At 63.6% G+C, this 19,750-nt stretch carries 17 protein-coding genes and 1 tRNA gene; 13 read left to right on the top strand and 5 right to left on the bottom strand.

Going from position 1 to position 19,750, the window contains the following annotated elements; all coding sequences use genetic code 11:
- Positions 1-176 precede the first annotated feature (176 nt).
- Entirely contained in the window at positions 177-2,237 is a 2,061-nt protein-coding gene (locus AAFN84_RS14025) for a L,D-transpeptidase family protein (RefSeq protein WP_347515228.1), read from the top strand.
- An 18-nt stretch (positions 2,238-2,255) separates the two neighbouring features.
- Here the strand turns inward: AAFN84_RS14025 and AAFN84_RS14020 are convergent, their stop codons facing one another.
- From AAFN84_RS14020 to AAFN84_RS14010, 3 genes are all read right to left on the bottom strand, one after another.
- Positions 2,256-2,660 carry a DUF982 domain-containing protein gene (locus tag AAFN84_RS14020; protein ID WP_347515227.1) on the bottom strand — a complete coding sequence of 135 codons (405 nt, stop codon included), beginning with the start codon at positions 2,658-2,660 and terminating at the stop codon, positions 2,256-2,258.
- A 66-nt stretch (positions 2,661-2,726) separates the two neighbouring features.
- Positions 2,727-2,801, bottom strand: a tRNA-Val gene (locus tag AAFN84_RS14015).
- 73 nt (positions 2,802-2,874) lie between these two features.
- On the bottom strand, positions 2,875-3,558 hold the full coding sequence (locus AAFN84_RS14010; protein WP_347515226.1) for a phosphoglycolate phosphatase: 684 nt from the start codon (positions 3,556-3,558) through the stop codon (positions 2,875-2,877).
- Positions 3,559-3,702: 144 nt separating this feature from the next.
- Between AAFN84_RS14010 and rpiA the strand changes: the two genes are divergently transcribed.
- The 6 genes from rpiA to AAFN84_RS13980 all read left to right on the top strand — a co-directional run bounded on the left by rpiA (position 3,703) and on the right by AAFN84_RS13980 (position 10,280).
- Positions 3,703-4,398 (top strand): ribose-5-phosphate isomerase RpiA, encoded by a 696-nt coding sequence (gene rpiA / locus AAFN84_RS14005; protein ID WP_347515225.1) that lies wholly within the window; start codon positions 3,703-3,705, stop codon positions 4,396-4,398.
- A gap of 27 nt (positions 4,399-4,425) precedes the next feature.
- Positions 4,426-4,965: a DUF2059 domain-containing protein gene (locus tag AAFN84_RS14000; protein WP_347515224.1), complete on the top strand. Its 540-nt coding sequence runs from the start codon at positions 4,426-4,428 to the stop codon at positions 4,963-4,965.
- Between the two features lie 103 nt (positions 4,966-5,068).
- A complete protein-coding gene (gene gor, locus AAFN84_RS13995) occupies positions 5,069-6,460 on the top strand; it encodes a glutathione-disulfide reductase (RefSeq protein ID WP_347515223.1) in 1,392 nt (463 codons plus the stop codon).
- Positions 6,461-6,616: 156 nt separating this feature from the next.
- The gene (locus AAFN84_RS13990) at positions 6,617-8,218 is read left to right on the top strand and encodes a Na/Pi symporter (protein WP_347515222.1); all 1,602 of its coding nucleotides are present in this window, start codon (positions 6,617-6,619) and stop codon (positions 8,216-8,218) included.
- 116 nt (positions 8,219-8,334) lie between these two features.
- Positions 8,335-9,714, top strand: coding sequence for a 3-deoxy-7-phosphoheptulonate synthase class II (locus AAFN84_RS13985; RefSeq protein ID WP_347515221.1), 1,380 nt, complete (start codon positions 8,335-8,337; stop codon positions 9,712-9,714).
- A 167-nt stretch (positions 9,715-9,881) separates the two neighbouring features.
- Entirely contained in the window at positions 9,882-10,280 is a 399-nt protein-coding gene (locus AAFN84_RS13980; protein WP_347515706.1) for a GFA family protein, read from the top strand.
- 6 nt (positions 10,281-10,286) lie between these two features.
- Here the strand turns inward: AAFN84_RS13980 and AAFN84_RS13975 are convergent, their stop codons facing one another.
- Complete coding sequence (locus AAFN84_RS13975) at positions 10,287-11,159, bottom strand: lipid kinase (RefSeq protein ID WP_347515220.1); 873 nt, start codon at positions 11,157-11,159, stop codon at positions 10,287-10,289.
- Positions 11,160-11,414: 255 nt separating this feature from the next.
- On the opposite strand from AAFN84_RS13975, the gene AAFN84_RS13970 reads away from it, so the two are divergent.
- The 5 genes from AAFN84_RS13970 to gltX all read left to right on the top strand — a co-directional run bounded on the left by AAFN84_RS13970 (position 11,415) and on the right by gltX (position 17,397).
- Complete coding sequence (locus AAFN84_RS13970) at positions 11,415-12,212, top strand: class III extradiol ring-cleavage dioxygenase (RefSeq protein WP_347515219.1); 798 nt, start codon at positions 11,415-11,417, stop codon at positions 12,210-12,212.
- 70 nt (positions 12,213-12,282) lie between these two features.
- On the top strand, positions 12,283-12,996 hold the full coding sequence (locus tag AAFN84_RS13965) for a DNA-3-methyladenine glycosylase I (protein ID WP_347515218.1): 714 nt from the start codon (positions 12,283-12,285) through the stop codon (positions 12,994-12,996).
- A gap of 54 nt (positions 12,997-13,050) precedes the next feature.
- The gene (locus AAFN84_RS13960) at positions 13,051-14,730 is read left to right on the top strand and encodes an NAD+ synthase (RefSeq protein ID WP_347515217.1); all 1,680 of its coding nucleotides are present in this window, start codon (positions 13,051-13,053) and stop codon (positions 14,728-14,730) included.
- A gap of 34 nt (positions 14,731-14,764) precedes the next feature.
- Positions 14,765-16,027 (top strand): MFS transporter, encoded by a 1,263-nt coding sequence (locus AAFN84_RS13955; RefSeq protein WP_347515216.1) that lies wholly within the window; start codon positions 14,765-14,767, stop codon positions 16,025-16,027.
- On the top strand, positions 16,024-17,397 hold the full coding sequence (gene gltX, locus AAFN84_RS13950; protein ID WP_347515215.1) for a glutamate--tRNA ligase: 1,374 nt from the start codon (positions 16,024-16,026) through the stop codon (positions 17,395-17,397). The genes AAFN84_RS13955 and gltX overlap by 4 nt, the downstream gene beginning before the upstream one ends.
- Here the strand turns inward: gltX and AAFN84_RS13945 are convergent.
- Positions 17,315-18,463 (bottom strand): DUF2865 domain-containing protein, encoded by a 1,149-nt coding sequence (locus AAFN84_RS13945; RefSeq protein ID WP_347515214.1) that lies wholly within the window; start codon positions 18,461-18,463, stop codon positions 17,315-17,317. The two genes, gltX and AAFN84_RS13945, sit on opposite strands and share 83 nt — an antisense overlap.
- A 137-nt stretch (positions 18,464-18,600) precedes the next feature.
- On the opposite strand from AAFN84_RS13945, the gene prfB reads away from it, so the two are divergent.
- A protein-coding gene (gene prfB / locus AAFN84_RS13940; protein WP_347515213.1) for a peptide chain release factor 2 occupies positions 18,601-19,732 on the top strand; the annotation gives its coding sequence in 2 pieces (ribosomal slippage) (positions 18,601-18,666 and positions 18,668-19,732; 1,131 coding nt in all).
- Positions 19,733-19,750 lie beyond the last annotated feature (18 nt).

Raw genomic sequence — 19,750 nt, 5'->3', positions numbered from 1 at the left:
ATGTTGTGCGGCCTGCGTCGGTGGCCGCGAGCGAGCCGGTGCGCCTGTGGCATGGGAGCCGCAGTCAGCGAACTTCGCGCAGCCGAGACGCGCGTTGCGCTTAACGGCACGGAACGAAATCACTATAGTCGCGCCATTCGATTTGGCCGGTGACTGGCCCATGAGAGGGGAACAGCATGACGTTGAAGCGCAGGAATGTCCTGGCAATTTCGGCAACCACCGCCATCGCGATATTGGCTGCAAACGTTCCCCAGGCTTCGGCACAGACGCTCATGGACCTGCTTCGTGGCAATACGCGGCGTCCGGAACCCGTGCAGGTCGCGCCGCCGCCGCCGCCCCAACCCGTCGCGCCGCCCCGCGTCAAGGGCCCGAGCTATTACACATACAAGACCGACTCGCTGGTTCGCGTCGACTTTTCCGCGATCCAGCCCGTGCGCGACCCCGCCCACGCCGCGCTGGAACAGGAGAACGTCGATCTCCAGCCTGTCGGCTCCACGCAGGCCGTGGCGCGCGAGGATGAGGAACTGATCGAGGCGGTCGAAGCGGTTCTCGAAGAAGACGACGAAGCGCCCAATGAGGCGACCACGGCTTCGCCCGATGCTGCCACCCAGGATACGGCGGCTGATGACGAGGAGGCGCCGACGGCGACCGCGACGGGAGACGTGCCGGCCGACCCGGCGGCACCGGTCGAGGAAGTGCAATCGGCCGAGCCTCTCACCGACGCGCAGATCGCCGCGCTGCAGGATTTCGAGCTGGTGGCCGAGAAGGAGGCCGCGGAAGCGATCGTCGCGTATTACTCGCAGCACCCCGATTTCGTCTGGGTCGACAACGGTGCCCCGAATGACGCCGCGCGCGCGGCGATCCGGACCCTCGCGGACGCGGCAACGCATGGGCTGAACCCGGCCGACTATTCCGTCGCGCTGCCTTCCGAGGACGATGACCGCGCGCTGGCGGCGTTCGAGATGGAGCTGTCGGCGCGGATATTGCGCTATGCCCGCGATGCACGGTCCGGCCGTGTCGATCCCAACCGGATCTCGGGCTATCACGACTTCGAGCCCAAGGCACTCGACCGTGTCGCACTGCTTGGCGAGGCGGCCGCCAGCGAAGACATCGCGTCGCTCCTGGAAGGCCAGCATCCCGGCAACCCCCGCTACAAGGCGCTGCGCGCCGAACTGGCGGAACTGCGCCGTTCGGCCGAAAACGACATCGTCGTCGAGCCGAACACCGTTATTCGCCCCGGCGAGACGAATGCCGAGCTGCCCAAGCTGCTGACCCTGATCGAACGGCAGGCGGGCGATGCTTTCCGCGCCGAGCATGGCGAATTGCTGACGCGCTCCCTCGGCACGGAGCTCTATTCGCAGGAACTCGTTCCGTTGATCAAGGCGGCACAATCGGCGGCGGGTGTCGGTGACGACGGCATCGTCGGCCCGCGCACGATCCAGGCGATCGCAGGCGATTCGAAGGCCGCGCGCATCGAAAAGGTCGAGATCGCAATGGAGCGGCTTCGCTGGTTGCCGTCCGACCTGACGGATCGCTACGTCTTCATCAACACGCCGGCGTTCGAGGCCACCTACATCGAAGACGGCGCGGAGAAGCTGTCGATGCGCACGGTGGTCGGCGGGCAGGGCACGCAGACCTACTTTTTCCAGGATGAGATCGAATATGTCGAGTTCCATCCCTATTGGGGTGTTCCACGCTCGATCCTGGTCAACAAATATCTGCCGAAACTCTACTCTGACCCGTCCTATCTCGACCGCAACGGCTTCGAGGTCGTGAATTCACGCGGACAGACGGTGTCCTCGTCTTCGGTGAACTGGGGGCAGTATGGCGCCAACATCCCGTTTGACGTCCGCCAGAAGCCTGGCGGTGGCAACGCGCTTGGTGAAATGAAGATCATGTTCCCCAACCGGCATGCGATCTACATGCATGACACACCCGACAAGCATCTCTTCGATCGCGAGAATCGGGCGCTATCCAACGGTTGCGTGCGGCTGGCAGATCCGCGTGCCATGGCGGCCGCCGTGCTTGGCTGGGACAGAAGCGACATCGTGGCGCGTCTCGAGCAGCCGCATTCGCGCGAAAACCTTTCAAAGAAGATGCCGGTCTACGTGTCCTATTTCACCGCCTGGCCAACACAGGCCGGCGAAGTGGAATATTACAACGACACTTATGGCCGCGACGCGAAGATGCGAGCGGCAATCGACAAGGTGGACGCGGTGCGGGTGTCGGGCGTCTAGCGGCGCGGCGTAATCACGTTACGCCAGCCGGGTGCTCGTCTGCGATGCTTCGATGTCGTATCCCGGAACGGCGTCGAAGGTCGGCTCGAGCACGTTCATGATCCGGGCGAAGGCGACGAAAGCGGCGCGCGCGTCTTCAACGGTCGCTTCTCCGGCGTAGACCGCCAGACACAGGCGCCGAACCTCCTCACGAATCGGCCCGCGCCGTGCCGCGGGCCACTCATCAAGGAACATCAGCAGATCTTCGACCGTCGAAAGATCGCGAAAACCGCTCAGACCGACAGTGACGGTGACCGGCAAATGCAGCTTGTACATGGGTGTCCCTTTCCGCGCCGCCCGATGACGTAGCAGCACCGAGGAAAACGCCCATAAGGGTTCTTGGTTGCGCCGAAAAGCGCCATGCGGTCGGATTTTCTTCGTCAAGCCGCACAGAAAATGTACGGTTTCCGTGCAGGATGTCAGTCCATGATCCGCAAGCTCTTGAAATCATGGTGGGCGCGACAGGGATTGAACCTGTGACCCCACCCGTGTGAAGGGTGTGCTCTCCCGCTGAGCTACGCGCCCGTCGCTGGCCCGGCGTGCCGAACCGCGAAAGTGCGGCGATATAAGGGGGAGCACCCCGGCAAGTCAAGGCGGATCAGCGTGCCGATGCGCGGATGAGCGTGTCGGCCAGTTCGACGGTCAATTCGTCGAAATGAGAGATGATGTGCGAAGGCTCGAACTCGCGAACATGGCGGTCGGTGTAGCCGAAATCGACAGCGACGACCGGGATGCCGGCCGCCTTGGCCGTGTGGATGTCGGTCTGTGAATCGCCGACCATTATGGCGTGGTCGCGATTGCCGCCCGCCTTCAGGATTGTCTCGGTAAGGTGGCGCGGGTCGGGCTTGCGGAAGGCAAACGTGTCCTGCCCGCAGATGGCGGCAAAGCGTGGCGCGAGGCCGAGGCCCTGGATCAGGGCCGTCGACAGGTTCTCGTACTTGTTCGTGCAGACTGCGGCGGTGTAGCCGGCCGCCTCGAAGCGGTCCAGCGCCTCGATCACGCCGGGGTAGGGCTTCGATTCGCCGGGTATCGCGCCGCCGTAATGATCGAGGAAGGTGAGCAGCAGCTCGTCGAGCTTTGCCTGGTCGAGCGGCCGGTTCTGGGCGGCGAAGGCACGCTCGATCATGATGCGCCCGCCCATGCCGACGAAGCGGCGCAACTCGGCCGGCTCCGCCTTTTGAAGCCCGGCGACGCCAAGGCAGTGATTGAGGCTCGACAACAGGTCGGGCGCAGTGTCGACCAGGGTGCCGTCGAGATCGAAGACGATGATCGGCCGTGTCATTTCCCGCTCCATGCGTTTTGCGAAGCACTGCCGATAGCGCGCCGCGACCCCGGCGACAAGCGCGGGCAGGGTTTAGCGACCGCTGAAAATTCTTGCCCGGCGGCGCAAAGCTGGTAGGACCGGCCAAAAAGCAGGAGACGGTCGATGGACGCAAGGCAGCAGAAGATCGAGGCGGCACGCGAGGCGCTGACGCACGTGCGCGACGGCATGAAGCTCGGCATCGGCACCGGCTCGACCGCCGAGGAATTCGTCAGGCTGCTTGCCGTGCGCGTGGGCGAGGGGCTTTCGGTCATCGGCGTGCCGACCTCCGAGCGAACCGAAACACTGTGCCGAGATCTTGGCGTGCCACTGTCCACGCTCGACGACACGCCGCGCCTGGACCTGACTGTAGATGGCGCCGACGAAATCGACCCCGCGCTTTCGCTCATCAAGGGCGGCGGCGGCGCGCTCCTGCGCGAGAAGATCGTTGCCGCCGCCTCGCAACGGATGATCGTCATCGCCGATTCTTCGAAGCTGGTGGAGACCCTTGGCCGGTTTCCGCTGCCGATCGAGGTCAACCCCTTTGGTCTCAAGGCGACGCGGCTCGCGATCAGCGATGCTGCGAGCGCTATCGGCGTGGAGGGACCGATCGAATTGAGGATGACGAACGAGGCGCCGTTTGTTACAGACGGCGGGCACTTCATCCTCGACGCATCTTTTGGCCGCATTCCGGATACAAGAGCGCTTTCGGATGCCCTTCACGCCATACCGGGCGTCGTGGAGCATGGACTTTTTCTCGGATTGGCGGACGCGGCGATCATCGCGGACGCCGGCGGCGCCCGAACCGTTCGCGCCGCCTGAAGCCAACAAGACAGGGAGTTTCCCACGATGAATCTGGTCAACCGTTCCCGCAGCCTCGCGCTGGCCGCCGCGGCGACGCTTCTGGTCGCAGCGGCCTCGCCATCCATGGCGCAGGATATCTCGGACACCCATCTGGCTGCCGCGCGCACCGCCGTCAGCGCGATGGGCGCGACGACCGACTTCGACAACATCCTTCCGCGCGTGGCGCAGGCGCTCAAGACCGAACTGATCCAGAAGAACCCCGACATGCAGGGCATGATCGTCGAGGTTGTCGATTCAACGGCGATTTCGCTGGCGGCCAGGCGCGGGGATCTGGAGCGCGAGGCCGCGATTGCGCATGCGCGCGTCTTCACCGAGCCGCAGTTGACGCAGATCGCGGAGTTCTACAACTCCGAGACAGGCAAGAAGCTTCTGGCCGACGGCCCGATCGTCGCGCGCGAAGTCATACAGGCAGCCGAAATCTGGCAGCGCGGCATCGCCCGTGACCTTGCGCAGCAGGTTGCCCAGGAACTCACCGCACGCACGGACGGCGCCGCCGACACCGAAGGCACGGCGCCCGAAAACTGATCGCTGCTTCAGGCCATGAAAACGAAGCCCGGCCCGAGCCGGGCTTTTCTTTTGGCGGCGACGCGCTTACGTGAGGCCAGTCTCATGCCAACGGAGTGCCTCCATGCCGCAATTCGATTATGATCTCTTTGTCATCGGCGGCGGTTCCGGCGGCGTGCGCGCGGGGCGCGTCGCAGCCTCGATGGGCAAGCGAGTTGCGATCGCGGAAGAATTCCGCTTCGGCGGCACCTGCGTCATCCGTGGCTGCGTTCCCAAGAAGCTTCTGGTCTATGCGTCCCAGTTTCCCGAGCATTTCGAGGATGCGGCCGGATACGGCTGGAGCCTTGGCGATGCCGGCTTCGACTGGAAGACGCTGATCGCCAACAAGGACAGGGAGATCGCCCGCCTGGAAGGCATCTACCGTGGCGGATTGGAGCGCGCCGGTGCGCAGATGATCGATGACCGGGCGGTGCTGGTGGACCAGAACACGGTGCGCATCGTCGGGCAGGACCGGACCGTGACGGCCCGACACATCCTGGTCGCCACCGGTGGCAGGCCGAGCAATCACCCCGCGCTGCCCGGCAGCGAGCACGCCATCACCTCCAACGAGGCGTTTCATCTGGAGGAACTGCCGAAGTCGATCGCCATTGCCGGCGGCGGCTACATCGCGGTGGAGTTCGCCAACATCTTCCATGGACTTGGCGTGGAGACGACGTTGATCTATCGCGGCAAGGAAATCCTTGGCCGGTTCGACATGGACATGCGCCGCGGGCTGCACAAGGCGATGGAGGACAAGGGCATCAAGATACTGCTTCACACGATCGCGCATTCGGTGGACAAGCGTCAGGACGGGCGCCTCGACATCGCACTTTCGGACGACAGGACGCTGACCGTCGACAAGCTGATGCTGGCGGTGGGACGCACGCCGAACACCGAGGGACTGGGCCTAGAGGCTGCCGGCGTGGAGACCGGGCCTGTAGGAGAGATCATCGTCGACGAATATTCGCGCACCAGCGTCGACAATATCTACGCGATTGGCGACGTTACCAATCGTGTCCAGCTCACGCCGGTGGCGATCCACGAGGCGATGTGTTTCATCGATACGGTCTATCGCGACAAGCCGACGACGCCGGACTTCGATGCGATCGCGACTGCCGTGTTCTCTCAGCCGGAGATCGGCACTGTCGGACTGTCGGAGGATGATGCATCCGACCGGTTCGAGGAACTGGAAATCTACCGCGCCGAGTTCCGCCCGATGCGCCACACCCTGTCGGGGCGGCAGGAAAAGATGATCATGAAGCTGGTCGTCGATGCAGCCAGTCGCAGGGTTCTCGGCGCGCACATCCTCGGTGTCGATGCCGGCGAGATGGCGCAGCTCCTGGGAATTGCCGTCAAGGCGCGGCTGACAAAGGACGATTTCGACAAGACGATGGCGGTGCATCCGACGGCGTCGGAAGAACTCGTGACGATGTACCAGCCGAGCTACCGGGTGAAGAACGGCGAGCGCGTCGGCTAGCAGCCATCCAGACAAGGCCGATGATCGTCAGGCAAATCGGAGCGACGATCGTGTCGTTGACGTAAACGTCAAAGTCGACATGATTGATGGGCAGCAGCCGCTGGTTTTGCACCGCCTGGTCATAAAACTGTAACGTGTGCCCGGTTAGCGACGCCGATGGATATTTTCGCGGCAATTTTTGCCGGGCTCGGCCTCTTCTTCGTTGGCGTCAAGCTCATCGGTAGCAACATCAAACAGCTCGGCGGCCGCCGGTTTCGCAAGGTGCTGGCCCGTGCGACGGCCAATCCGTTTTCGGCCGCTTCGCTCGGAATGGCGGCAGGGGCGCTGACGCAGAGCACGAACGCGGTCACGTTCATCTCCATCAACGCGGTGGCGGCAGGGCTGGTGCCGCTGCGGCGCATCCTGCCGGTCATCGTGTGGGCCAATGTCGGCACCAGCCTGCTGGTGCTGCTTGCCGCGCTGAACATCCACCTGCTGGTGCTGATGCTGCTCGGCTTCATCGGTCTTCTCTACTATTTCGAGGTTGACCGGTCGGACCGCTTTCGTCATGTCGTTGCCGCCCTTCTCGGTGTCGGGCTCCTGTTCCTCGGTCTCGATCTGATCCGCACCGGCGCGGGCTCGATGAGGGAAGTGGAGGAAATCCGCGCCGCGATCGGTTATGCGAGCGGCTCCTTCGTGCTCGCCTTTCTCGCTGGCCTTGTCGTCACGCTCGCCGCGCAATCCTCTGCCACGGTAACCATGGTGGCCGTTGCCATGGCGGAAGCCGGCCTGTTCGAGTTCGACATGACGATGATGATCGTCTACGGCGCGGGCGTAGGGTCGGGCCTCTCGGTTTGGCTGATGGCAATGAACCTGGCGGGCGCATCGAAGCAGATCGCCGTGCTGCAGACGATCACCAAATGTACTGGCGCGCTCGTGCTCGTGCCGTTGTTCGCAGTCGGTCAGGCGACGGACTGGCCAGCGATCCGGATGCTGCTGGATATGATCACGCCGGTCGCGCACGAGAAGATCGCCTGGCTCTACCTGATCTATCAGCTCGTCTCCGCGCTCATCATGTCTCTGGCGCTGGGGCCGGTCTTCAGGATCGTGGAGCGGCTCTATCCCGAGACGCTCGAGGAGAGCTTGGCCAAGCCGCGATTCATTCATTCCGGCGGCGAGGTCGAGGTCGAGACGGGCCTGTTGCTGGTCGAAAGGGAACAGCAGCGCCTTGCCGGCTATCTGTGCGACGCCGTCGACTGGCTGCGGGAGGACACCGCGGCGCAGCGCGCGGGCATGAACCCGCCGCGACTGCTGCTGCAGGCGGTGCCGGCGATCGGCGAGGAAATCTCGCGCTTCCTGAGCGACCTGATCGACACCGCGCCGCCGCGAGAAGCCATGGAGCGTCTGACGGCAATGAGGACCGGTCAGGACACGCTGAACGAGATGGCGGTAGAGATCGCAAAGCTGGTCGATGCGTTCGATGGCACCGCCTCGGCCGACGCGCTTGAGCCCGCTTACGCAAGCATGGTGGAGAGCCTGCATCTGGTGCTGATGATCATGCGCGAGGAACTCGAGACGCGCGACGCGTTCCAGCGGGAGAGTCTGCTCCTGATGACCGCCGATCGGTCGGACATGATGGACAGCATGCGCCGTCAACTTATGCGCGGGGACCAGAGTCTTTCGAAGGGGGAGCAGGAACGGCTTTTTGCTGTTACGATCGCATTCGAACATTCGATCTGGCTGATACGGCGCTACGTGACGCTCGTGGGGGCCGGGTAGGCCGCTCAACGCCGTTGAAGCTGGCGTGATGACCTGTCTTGGTGTAAGGAGCCGCGGTCCCGAAAGTCCGGGTCTTTGCGGGTCTTGAAACCCGCCTTTGACGTATGGGTGCGAATATGACGACGAAATGGTCCCCGAACTCCTGGAGAAGCAAGCCGATCCAGCAGGTTCCGGCCTATCCGGACGCTGCTGCACTGGCAGAGGCCGAAAAGCAGCTCGCAACCTATCCTCCACTGGTTTTTGCAGGTGAAGCACGCAAGCTGAAGCGTCAGCTCGCCGGCGTCGCCAACGGCGAGTCCTTCCTGCTCCAGGGTGGGGATTGTGCCGAGAGTTTTGCGGAACATGGCGCGGACAACATCCGCGACTTTTTCCGCGTCTTCCTGCAGATGGCCGTCGTGCTGACCTATGCCGGGGCGCAGCCCGTGGTAAAGGTGGGACGCATTGCAGGCCAGTTCGCCAAGCCGCGTTCTTCCGACAACGAGACCAAGGGTGACGTGACGCTGCCGAGCTACCGCGGCGACATCATCAATGGCATCGATTTCGACGAGAAGTCGCGCATTCCGGACCCGGCTCGCCAGGAGATGGCGTATCGCCAGTCGGCCGCCACGCTGAACCTGCTGCGCGCCTTCGCGCAGGGCGGCTACGCCAATCTCGAGAACGTGCACAAGTGGATGCTCGGCTTCGTTGCCGACAGCCCGCAAGCCGAGCGCTACGAGGCCCTTGCAGCGCGCATCTCCGAGACGATCGACTTCATGCGCGCCGTCGGCATCACCCCCGACAGCCATCCGGCGCTGCGCGAAACCGATTTCTATACCAGCCACGAGGCGCTGCTGCTCGGGTACGAGGAGGCGCTGACCCGCGTCGACTCGACCTCGGGTGACTGGTACGCGACGTCGGGCCACATGATCTGGATCGGTGACCGCACCCGCCAGCCCGACCATGCGCATATCGAGTATTGCCGTGGCATCAAGAACCCGCTTGGATTGAAATGCGGTCCGTCGCTGACGCCGGACGGCCTGCTGCAGCTGATCGACCTGTTGAACCCGGAGAACGAGCCCGGCCGCCTGACGCTCATCGCCCGATTCGGTGCGGAGAAGGTCGGCGACCACCTGCCGAAGCTGGTGCGCGCCGTGCAGAAGGAAGGCCGCAAGGTCGTCTGGTCCTGCGATCCGATGCACGGCAACACGATCACGGCGGCGGGCTACAAGACGCGTCCGTTCGACTACATCCTCAAGGAAGTGCAGTCCTTCTTCGAGGTGCATCGTGCAGAAGGTTCGCACCCCGGCGGCATCCATGTCGAGATGACCGGCAAGAACGTCACGGAGTGCACCGGCGGCGCGCGCGCGATCCGCGACGAGGAACTGCAGGATCGCTACCACACCCATTGCGATCCGCGCCTCAATGCCGACCAGGCCGTGGAACTCGCTTTCCTGGTGTCCGACCTGCTGAAGAAGGTCAAGGTCGCGGAAGCGCCGAAGAAGGTCGCCAACGGCTGACACCGTTCGGTTCGGGATTGTTCAGGGGCGCGATTCCGGTCGCGCCCCTTTCTGCATTCGCCTTCCGGGAGTGCGATGAAGCGTGTTGAACCATCGGTTCAGCGTTTGGCGATGGCTCGCGCGGCATTTGGCTGCGACAAGGTGACGATGTCGGGAGGCGAGGAATGATGAAAGAGCGCCACACCGGAGGCTGTCTTTGCGGAGGCGTCCGATTCTCCGCCCATGGGGCGCTGCGCGGGGTATTGTATTGCCATTGCTCGCAATGCCGGCGCCAGACCGGGCATTTTTATGCCGCGACCAATCTCGCCAAGGACGACCTGCAGATCGAAGGCGCCGACAACGTCACCTGGTTTGCGGCGTCGCCTGAAGCGCTTCGCGGCTTTTGCGCCACCTGCGGATCGGCATTGTTCTGGAAGGGAAACGGCGCCGAACATGTCTCGATCATGGCAGGGGCTTTCGATCAACCTTCCGCGCTGAGGGGCGAGGCGCATATCTTCGTTGCCGACAAGGGCGGCTATTACGAGATCACGGATGGCCTGCCACAGTTCTCCGCGTCGAACGGCTAACTGCGGCTAGGCCGGAGCAAACACCGAAATCGCCTTTGGATGGACGCGGAAATGGGCCGGCGTCATGGTGACGATCTCGCCATCCGTGTTGATCGGCATCGGCCGCTTGGTCTCGATGTCGAACTCGACCGCCTTGGCCGTACGGACCTCCTTCCAGGCGCCGTGGCGGCCGGACCGGAAGGAGCCCAGCATCAGCGCCAGCTTCCAGATGGTATCCATCTCGAGGCTGTAGAGATCGAGGTGACCGTCGTCGATCTGGGCGTCGGCCTCCACGACATTGCCGCCGCCATAGTGCCGGCCGTTGCCGACGGCGATCTGGTAGCTGAGGACCTCGGTGGACTGGCCATCGTCGATGATGGTGGCGGTGAAGCGCCGTGCCGCCGTCAGCACCTTCATTGCAGCCATCGCGTATCCGAGGCGGCCGTAGCGGCGCTTCAGGTCGGGATCGAGCCCTTTGGCAAGATCGGTGCTGAGCCCGATGCTGGCAACGTTGAAGAACGCATGACCATTGACGGTCCCGACGTCGATCGGGCGCGCGTCGCCTTTGACGATGACATCTGCCGCGCGCAGCAGATCCATCGGGATTTCCAGCGTGCGGGCGAGGTCGTTCGCCGTCCCCATCGGCATGATGCCGAGCGGCAGGCCGCTTTCCATCACCGCCATCGCCGATGACGACACTGATCCGTCACCGCCGCAGACGATCACCAGATCGGCGAGATGACGCAGCCTCACGATGTCGCGCGCGATCTCCGGTAGCGCCTCGAACGGTTCGACGGTGACGTCGATTCCGCCTGCCCGCAGGCGAGCGAGTACCGGGTCTATCGCTTCGCGACCACGTCTGGCCTTACTATTAAGGAGAAGGAGGGCGCGGCGTTGCATCGGCGGGCTCGACTTTGAGGTCAGGGCAGGGAGGCCCCTCCAAATAGGGATTGCAGAGGGCAAATGCGATGGCGCTGCGCATCAATCCCCGCTCAGGTCGATTAATTCTTGGTAATGTTCCACTGAGGTGCAGTGGCCCAATGAAGTGAACGTGATTCGCGTGGACGTTCACTTATTGTGGACGAAGCGTCGCCGCACCGCCATCTGCCTTCCCGGCTGCTCAGTCGCTATCTTTCCCGGCGAAGGAGACTCTCGATGGCCCCCATGCCCACAATCTTCATTTCCCACGGCGGACCGAACATCGTCACCGATGAAAGCGACGCCAGAACCTTTCTCGAAACGCTGCCCGGTCGAATGCCGAAGCCGAAGGCGATAGTGATCATGTCGGCTCATTTCGAGACCGACGGCGTGGCGGTGGTGACCGACGACAATCCGGAAATGATCCACGATTTCGGCGGGTTTGCCCGCGAGCTCTATGAAATGGTCTATCCTGCTCCGGGCGAGCCGAAACTGGCCGAAAGGGTTGCAGGCTTGCTTGAAGCGGCGGGCCTCGAACCGTCGAGGGTAGAGCAGCGCGGCTACGATCACGGCACATGGACGCCGCTGAAGCTCGCGTTTCCTGAGGCAGACATACCGGTGGTGCAGGTGTCCATCGATCCCAGGCGCGATGCGCAATGGCACCATCAAGTTGGCAAGGCGCTGGCCCCGTTGCGCGACGAGGGTGTTCTTCTGGTAGGTTCCGGCCACATCACGCACAATCTGAAGGTGATTTTCCCGCTGATGCGCGGCGGAGCAACGGTCGACCCTGTGACGGCAGAGAAAGTCGACGCGTTTACGCAATGGTTCGCCGAGACGCTGGAGGGTACGGAGCGCGAGGCGGTTCTCGATTGGAAGCGGCTTGCGCCGTACTCAGAAGAGAACCATCCGACCGACGAGCACCTGATGCCACTGTTCTTTGCCTTCGGAGCGGCCGGTGAGGGTGCATCGGCGGAACGTGTCCACGCTTCGAAGCAGTTTGGCTGCTTCGCATTCGATTCCTACATGTTTGGATAAGGTGGGTTCGCGGGCGTATTGGCGGGAGCGCGGACCCGGGCTAGGTTGCCCCGCTGAGGTGAGGGCTTCGATGAAATCGTTCAACAAGATCCGCGCACGTGCCGCCGAACGCAAGGGTGGCGACGAGATCCTCGAATCGTTGCTCGGCCCCGTGCCCGACAACGCCGCGCTGGCGGCGGTTCCCGATGATCGCATTCTCTCAACCATGGCCAACCGTGTGTTCTCGGCAGGCTTCGTGTGGAGCGTGATCGAGCAGAAATGGCCAGGCTTCGAGGAGGCGTTCCTGGGTTTCGAGCCCAAGCGGCTGCTCTTCCAGCCGGATGATTTCTGGCATGATCTCACCTCTGACAAGCGAATCGTGCGCAATCCGCAGAAGATCAGGTCGGTTCGTGACAACGCCGCATTCGTCGAGCGGGTCTCGGACGAGCATGGCGGTTTCGGCAGGTTTCTGGCGCAATGGCCAGCCGACGATCAGCTTGGGCTGACGAGCCATCTTGCCAAGCACGGCAGCCGGCTGGGTGGCAACACCGGGCAGTATCTTTTGCGCTGGCTTGGCTGGGACACCTATATCGTCTCGCCCGACATGGCCGCCGCGCTGCGCGACGCCGGGCTGGAGATCGCCGAAAACCCATCGTCGAAGAAGGACCACGCGGCGATCCAGGCGCAGATAAACGCGTGGGCCAGCAAGACCGGCCTGCCGCGTGTCCACATCTCGCGCATCCTTTCGATGTCGATCGGCCCCAACCGTTCGGCCGAGGAACTGCGCGAATATATGGGCGACTGATACGCCGTCCGAACGCCATTGCCGCATTCGCGGCGTCGCGCTACACGCTTTGTCATGACAGTTTCCGCACCCGACATCCTCCGCATTGCGGTCGCGCAATTGAACCCGGTCGTCGGCGACATCGCCGGCAATCTCGCCAAGGCCCGTGAAGCGCGCGCCGAGGCCGCCAGGCATGGCGCGGACCTCGTCCTGTTCACGGAACTGTTCATCGCGGGCTATCCGCCGGAGGATCTGGTTCTGAAGCCGGCCTTCGTGGCCGCCTGCGAACGCGCAATCGAGGAATTCGCCGCCGATACGGCCGATGGCGGGCCGGGTGTCGTCGTGGGAACACCGCTGAGGCGCAAGAGCGGATTGCACAACTCCATCATGGTCCTGGACGGCGGCAAGGTTGTCGCCGAACGCTACAAGCTCGACCTGCCGAACTACGGCGAATTCGACGAAAAGCGCGTCTTCCAAGCCGGTCCTGACATGCCAGGGCCGGTGAGTTTTCGAGGTGTTCGGCTCGGGATTCCGATCTGCGAGGACATCTGGGGCGACCTCGGCATTTGCGAAACGCTCGGCGAAAGCGGCGCCGAGATGCTGCTGGTGCCGAACGGTTCGCCCTACTATCGCGGCAAGGTCGACGTGCGCCAGCAGGTCGTCATCCGGCAGGTGATCGAGAGCGGACTGCCGATGCTCTACGCCAACCAGCTCGGTGGCCAGGACGAACTGATCTTCGACGGTGCGTCCTTCGCCATCAATGCCGACAGGTCGCTCGCCTTCCAGATGAGCCAGTTCGAGGCCGCGTGCGTGGTCACGACCTGGAAGCGGGAAGACGATGGCTGGCGCTGCACCGATGGTCCGATGTCGAAGATCCCGGATGCGGAGGAAGCGGATTACCGCGCCTGCATGCTCGGCCTGCGCGACTATGTCGACAAGAACGGCTTCAAGAACGTGGTGCTCGGCCTTTCGGGCGGCATCGATTCGGCGATCTGTGCGGCACTCGCCGTCGACGCGCTCGGCGAAGAACGGGTGCGGTGCGTGATGATGCCCTATCGCTACACCTCGAAGGATTCGCTCAAGGACGCCGAGGATTGTGCCCGGGCGCTGGGCACGCGCTACGACATCGTGCCGATCTTCGAGCCGGTCGAGGGCTTTTCCAACGCGCTTGCGCAGATGTTCGAGGGGACGAAGGAAGGCATCACCGAGGAGAACCTGCAAAGCCGTGCGCGCGGGACCATCCTGATGGCGATCTCCAACAAATTCGGCTCGATGGTGGTGACCACCGGCAACAAGTCCGAGATGTCAGTCGGCTACGCGACGCTCTACGGCGACATGAATGGTGGCTTCAATCCGATCAAGGACCTCTACAAGATGCAGGTCTACGGGCTGTCGCGCTGGCGCAACGACAACGTTCCGCCGGGAGCGCTGGGCCCGTCCGGTGAAGTGATCCCGAAGAACATCATCGACAAGGCGCCGTCAGCCGAACTGCGGCCCGACCAGACCGATCAGGATTCGCTGCCCCCCTATCCGGTGCTCGACGATATACTGGAGTGCCTGGTGGAAGGTGAGATGGCGGTCGATGCGATCGTCGCGCGCGGCCACGACCGCGATACGGTGCATCGCATCGAGCACCTGCTCTACATCGCCGAATACAAGCGCCGGCAGGCCGCACCCGGGGTGAAGATCACCAAAAAGAACTTCGGCCGCGACCGCCGCTATCCGATCACCAACAGGTTCCGCGACCGGAGCTGACCGGTCGCCGCGTGCCGCATCCGCAGGCAGTGCGATGTCCTTCCTGGCATTCATCCGAGACAATCTTCGCTGGCTCGCCGGCGGCTTTCTGCTGACCTACTTTTCTTCCTTCGGCCAGACCTTCTTCATCTCGCTGTCGGCAGGCGACATTCGCGCCGAATACGGCCTGTCGCATGGCCAGTTCGGCACGCTCTACATGGTCGCGACGCTGGCCAGTGCGGCATCCCTGCCATTCGTGGGCAGGATCGTGGACTGGAAGACGCCGCGCCAGGTGACGTTCATCATCGTGCCGATCCTGGCGGTCGCCTGCATCTCGATGGCGTTTGCAAACCATGTCGCGCTGCTTCTGCTGGCGATCTACCTGCTGCGCCTGTTCGGGCAAGGCATGATGAGCCAGAATGCGTTCACGGCCGTCGGCCGCTGGTTTGTCGGACAGCGCGGCAAGGCGACGTCGCTGACGGCGATCGGGGTCAACGCCGGCGAGGCGACGTTTCCCATTCTGTTCGTCCTCATCGCCGGCGCGCTGGGATGGCGCAACGCCTGGCTGGTGGCAGCGGTCATGCTGGTGCTGGTGGCGATGCCTGCGATTTCGGCGCTCGTGGCCGCGGATCGAAAGCCGCAGGCTTCTGACACCACCGGTCCCAGCCGCGCGGCACGCGACTGGACCCGCGGCGAGGTGATGCGCGATCCGTTGTTCTATCTCGCGATGAGCGGCGTGCTGGCGCCGGGCTTCATCGGCACCACCATCTTCTTCCACCAGATCTATCTCGTCGAGCTGCGCGGCTGGTCGCTGGAACTCTTCGCCGCGTCTTTCACCGTGATGGCGGCGACGGTGGTGACATTTTCCATCATCGCCGGCTTCCTCGTCGATCGGTTCTCGGCGAAGGCGGTGCTGCCGACATTCCTGATCCCGCTCGGGCTGGCCTGCATCGTGCTGGCGCTGGTGGAGGCACAATGGGCGTCGTTCGCCTTCATGATCCTGCTTGGGGTGAGCTACGGTTTTACCAACACTGTCTTTGGCGCCCTGTGGCCGGAAATCTACGGGGTGAAGCATCTGGGCGCGATACGCGCCATGACGGTCGCCTTCGGCGTTCTGGCGACCGCGATCGGGCCCGGCCTGACCGGCTACCTGATCGATATCGGCGTCAGCTATCCGGCGCAAATCCTGACGATGGGAATCTATTGTCTGGCGATATGTCTGGTGCTGGTTGGCGTATCGCAGCGTCTGATCGCGCGCGAAGCAGCAGAGGCCGGGCCGTTGCCAATGGCCGGGGCATGGGGTACGCGGAAGCCATGACCGTCACCGTTCGTTTCGCGCCGTCTCCAACCGGCCATATCCACATAGGCAATGCGCGCACCGCGCTGTTCAACTGGCTGTATGCAAAGATCCATGACGGCCGTTTCATCCTGCGCTTCGATGATACCGACACGGCGCGCTCGAAGCAGGAATATGCTGACCAGATCCAGAAGGACCTGCACTGGCTGGGTGTGATGCCGGACGTCACCGTGCACCAATCGGCGCGGTTCGACACCTATGACGCCGCCGTTGCCAGGCTGAAGGACGCCGGGCTGCTCTATCCGTGCTGGGAGACGCCGGAAGAACTGGATCGCCGCCGCAAGATCCGGCTTTCGCGGAAGCTGCCGCCGGTCTACGGGCGCGAGGCGCTCAAGCTCTCGGAAGCCGACAGGCAGGCATTGGAGGCGGAAGGCCGCACGCCGCACTGGCGCTTCCTGCTGCCGAATTTCGCCAGCGATCCATTCGACACGCAACGCACAGAAATCCAGTGGGACGATGTCGTGCGCGGCCCACAGACCGTCGATCTGGCCTCGATGTCCGATCCGGTGCTGGTGCGGGAGGATGGCAGCTACCTCTATACGCTGCCATCGGTGGTCGACGACATCGAGCTGGGCGTGACGCATGTGATCCGTGGCGACGACCATGTCACCAATACGGGAGCCCAGATTGCGCTGTTTCGTGCCCTGGCCGCAGAGCCGCCGGCATTCGGCCATCACAACCTGCTGACGACGGCCTCGGGGGAGGGGTTGTCGAAACGCAGCGGTGCGCTTTCGATCAAGAGCCTCGCCGACGACGGGATCGAACCGATGGCGGTGGCCTCGCTCGCAGTCCTCATCGGCACGGCGGAAAGCGTCGCGGCGGTGCGGTCGATGGACGAGCTTGCGGCGCGCTTCGATCCGGCTGCGACGTCGAAATCGGCGGCCAAGTTCGATCCGGCCGAACTGCTGACGCTCAACCGGGCGCTCATCCATGTCATGACCTTCGAGGATGCCAAGGACCGGCTTGAAGAACTGGGCATCGGCGGTGACAGGGCGGAGGCGTTCTGGCTCGCGGTGCGCGGCAATCTCGAGCGGCTGGGAGAGGCGGTCGAATGGTGGAAGGTCGTCCACGAAGGGCCGGAGCCACGCGCGGAAATATCGATCGAGGATCGCGAATTTCTCGCCGTCGCATTCGACAACCTGCCTGCCGAACCCTGGGACAGGATGACCTGGAAGGTCTGGACCGATCGCCTCAAGGACCTGACGGGGCGCAAGGGCAAGGCTTTGTTCATGCCGCTGCGCCTTGCCCTCACTGGGCGCGAGCAGGGTCCTGAGCTCGCAGATCTATTGCCTCTTCTGGGCCGGGAAGGAACTGAGGCCCGACGACCCTGACAGGCCTGTCGGCGTCGCCCATCGCAGGGTCCGGCGGGCCGCTGCGGGTGGGTGTGGCAAGCCGCTTGATGGTGTCCGCGTCGAGGCCGCCTTCGCGGCTGGCAAGGGTTTCAGGATCTTCCGCTGGATCCGGCCGGCCAGAAGGCTGCGGGATGGGCGGCGGTTCGTCCTGATCCTGCGCCGGATCGTCGTCGACGATGCCACTGCCATAATCGCCACCAATGACCTCGAAGCCGCGTGGTGCTGCCGATGCGCCGCAGCCGCAACCCGCCGGGCTGGAGGCATTCTGCTTGCGGTAAAGGAAGGCGTTTTCCATCTCACGGTAGGGCAGGCCGGTGACGGCCGACACCATGTCTTCCGATTCCTCGCCCTGCAGGCGATGGTAGTGCAGCTCCACCCTCGTGCCGGGACACATCGACTCGCAGGCCTGCTGGTCGCGGGCGAAGCCGGACTGCGGCACCGAATTGGAAATCGGAAAATAATATCCATCGCAACTGCGCACGCACATGGTGCGATATCGGCCGGTGAGCTGGCCGATCTGCGTGCCGGTGCGCCCGTCTATGACGATCTGGCCGCGATTTTCGCGCTGGCGTACGATCTCCTGGCGCGGCGCGGCCTCCACGGCAGGCGGCAGGCGTCGTTCAGGCGCGCGGCAGCCGTTGACGTCGATCGCCGCCAGGATGCGTGAGCGTTCGCGCGTACCGCCTCCACCCATCTGGGTACGCTTGCGCTTGAGGTCGGCGAGGTTGCCCTGCATGCGCTCCATCGTGGCATTGAGGTTGGCGCAAAACGCCACGGCCGAACCGGACATCGAGCGGCCGCAGCCGGCCTTGCGGCCTTCGTCGCGCGCCTTCTGAAGCTGCTCCTGCTGGCGTACGATCGCGGCATCGTAGCGTTTGGCCTGGGCGCTGGAACCGCCACCCGACGGCACGGAGGCAAGTTGCGCTTCGAGCTGGCGGCAAAGCCGCGTGTTTGCATGGGCGAACGTCACGGGCAGGAAGACCGCCAGCAGGGCAGCTAGCAGCCCCACGCGTGTCGCATTGAAGAGGAGTCCGCCCTGTCTCATGGCCTCATTCTAGCGTCGCCCCAGTTAAGCGTCGGTTCATGCCGTGGGGCCTGCCGTTGCCCTTTACACGCTGGTGAGTGGTCCCTATGGTCCGCGCCGATTCAAAGCCATCATAATCAGCAGGAAGCCTTGCCGCCATGCGCGCAGAAATCGAAAATCTGGTCGACGAAATCAAGCAGGGCATAACCCTGCTGAGGAGGCATCTTTGACTGGGATCAGGCCGTAAAGCGACTTGATTACCTTAACATGCGCGCCGAGGACGGCGAGCTGTGGAACGACCCCCAGGAAGCGCAGAAGCTGATGCGCGAGCGTCAGGGCCTCGAAGACGGCATCAAGGCGGTCAAGGAACTCACGCAGGCGCTCGACGATAATGTCGAGCTCATCGCGCTGGGCGAGGAGGAGGGCGACCAGACCGTGATCGGCGACGCGGAGGCGGCCATTCGCGCCCTGCGTGCCGAGCTTCAGGCACGCCAGATCGAGACGCTGCTGTCCGGCGAGGCCGACGCGAACGATAGCTATCTCGAAGTGCATGCCGGTGCCGGCGGCACGGAGAGCCAGGACTGGGCGAACATGCTGCTGCGCATGTATACCCGCTGGGCCGAGCGGCGCGGCTTCAAGGTCGAGGCGCTGGAAGTGCATGACGGTGAAGAAGCGGGCATCAAGTCTGCGACGATCCTCGTAAAGGGCCATAACGCCTATGGCTGGCTGAAGACCGAGTCAGGCGTACACAGGCTGGTCCGCATCTCGCCATACGATTCGAATGCGCGTCGGCACACCTCGTTCGCCAGCATCTGGGTCTATCCCGTCGTCGACGATTCGATCGAAATCGATGTCTCGGAATCAGACGTTCGCATTGATACTTATCGCGCCTCGGGCGCCGGTGGCCAGCACATCAACACGACCGATTCTGCGGTGCGCATCACGCATCTGGCCACCGGCATCGTGGTCGCGTGCCAGGCGGAGCGCTCGCAGCACAAGAACCGGGCCAAGGCCTGGGAGATGCTGCGCTCACGGCTCTACGAAGACGAGCTCAAGAAGCGCGAAGCTATCGCCAACGCAACGGAAGCATCCAAGACGGAGATCGGCTGGGGCCACCAGATCCGCTCTTACGTGCTCCAGCCATACCAGATGGTGAAGGATCTGCGTACGGGCGTCGAGAGCAGCAGCCCTTCAGACGTGCTCGACGGCGATCTCGATGAATTCATGGAAGCCGCATTGTCGCAGCGGATCGAGGGCGCCAGCGGTCAGGCGGTCGAGGACATCGACTGAGGATGTGAAGCGGCCGAG

Source organism: Mesorhizobium sp. CAU 1741, from assembly GCF_039839275.1.
GTDB lineage: Bacteria > Pseudomonadota > Alphaproteobacteria > Rhizobiales > Rhizobiaceae > Aerobium.
Note: the sequence above shows the minus strand (reverse complement) of the source record. Positions and strands in the feature narration are given on the sequence as shown.

Coding starts and splice junctions, on each gene's coding strand:
- AAFN84_RS14025 (WP_347515228.1), top strand. CDS start 177: ATGACGTTGAAGCGCAGGAATGTCCTGGCAATTTCGGCAACCACCGCC.
- AAFN84_RS14010 (WP_347515226.1), bottom strand. CDS start 3,558: ATGACACGGCCGATCATCGTCTTCGATCTCGACGGCACCCTGGTCGAC.
- rpiA (WP_347515225.1), top strand. CDS start 3,703: ATGGACGCAAGGCAGCAGAAGATCGAGGCGGCACGCGAGGCGCTGACG.
- AAFN84_RS14000 (WP_347515224.1), top strand. CDS start 4,426: ATGAATCTGGTCAACCGTTCCCGCAGCCTCGCGCTGGCCGCCGCGGCG.
- gor (WP_347515223.1), top strand. CDS start 5,069: ATGCCGCAATTCGATTATGATCTCTTTGTCATCGGCGGCGGTTCCGGC.
- AAFN84_RS13990 (WP_347515222.1), top strand. CDS start 6,617: ATGGATATTTTCGCGGCAATTTTTGCCGGGCTCGGCCTCTTCTTCGTT.
- AAFN84_RS13985 (WP_347515221.1), top strand. CDS start 8,335: ATGACGACGAAATGGTCCCCGAACTCCTGGAGAAGCAAGCCGATCCAG.
- AAFN84_RS13980 (WP_347515706.1), top strand. CDS start 9,882: ATGAAAGAGCGCCACACCGGAGGCTGTCTTTGCGGAGGCGTCCGATTC.
- AAFN84_RS13975 (WP_347515220.1), bottom strand. CDS start 11,159: ATGCAACGCCGCGCCCTCCTTCTCCTTAATAGTAAGGCCAGACGTGGT.
- AAFN84_RS13970 (WP_347515219.1), top strand. CDS start 11,415: ATGGCCCCCATGCCCACAATCTTCATTTCCCACGGCGGACCGAACATC.
- AAFN84_RS13965 (WP_347515218.1), top strand. CDS start 12,283: ATGAAATCGTTCAACAAGATCCGCGCACGTGCCGCCGAACGCAAGGGT.
- AAFN84_RS13960 (WP_347515217.1), top strand. CDS start 13,051: ATGACAGTTTCCGCACCCGACATCCTCCGCATTGCGGTCGCGCAATTG.
- AAFN84_RS13955 (WP_347515216.1), top strand. CDS start 14,765: ATGTCCTTCCTGGCATTCATCCGAGACAATCTTCGCTGGCTCGCCGGC.
- gltX (WP_347515215.1), top strand. CDS start 16,024: ATGACCGTCACCGTTCGTTTCGCGCCGTCTCCAACCGGCCATATCCAC.
- AAFN84_RS13945 (WP_347515214.1), bottom strand. CDS start 18,463: ATGAGACAGGGCGGACTCCTCTTCAATGCGACACGCGTGGGGCTGCTA.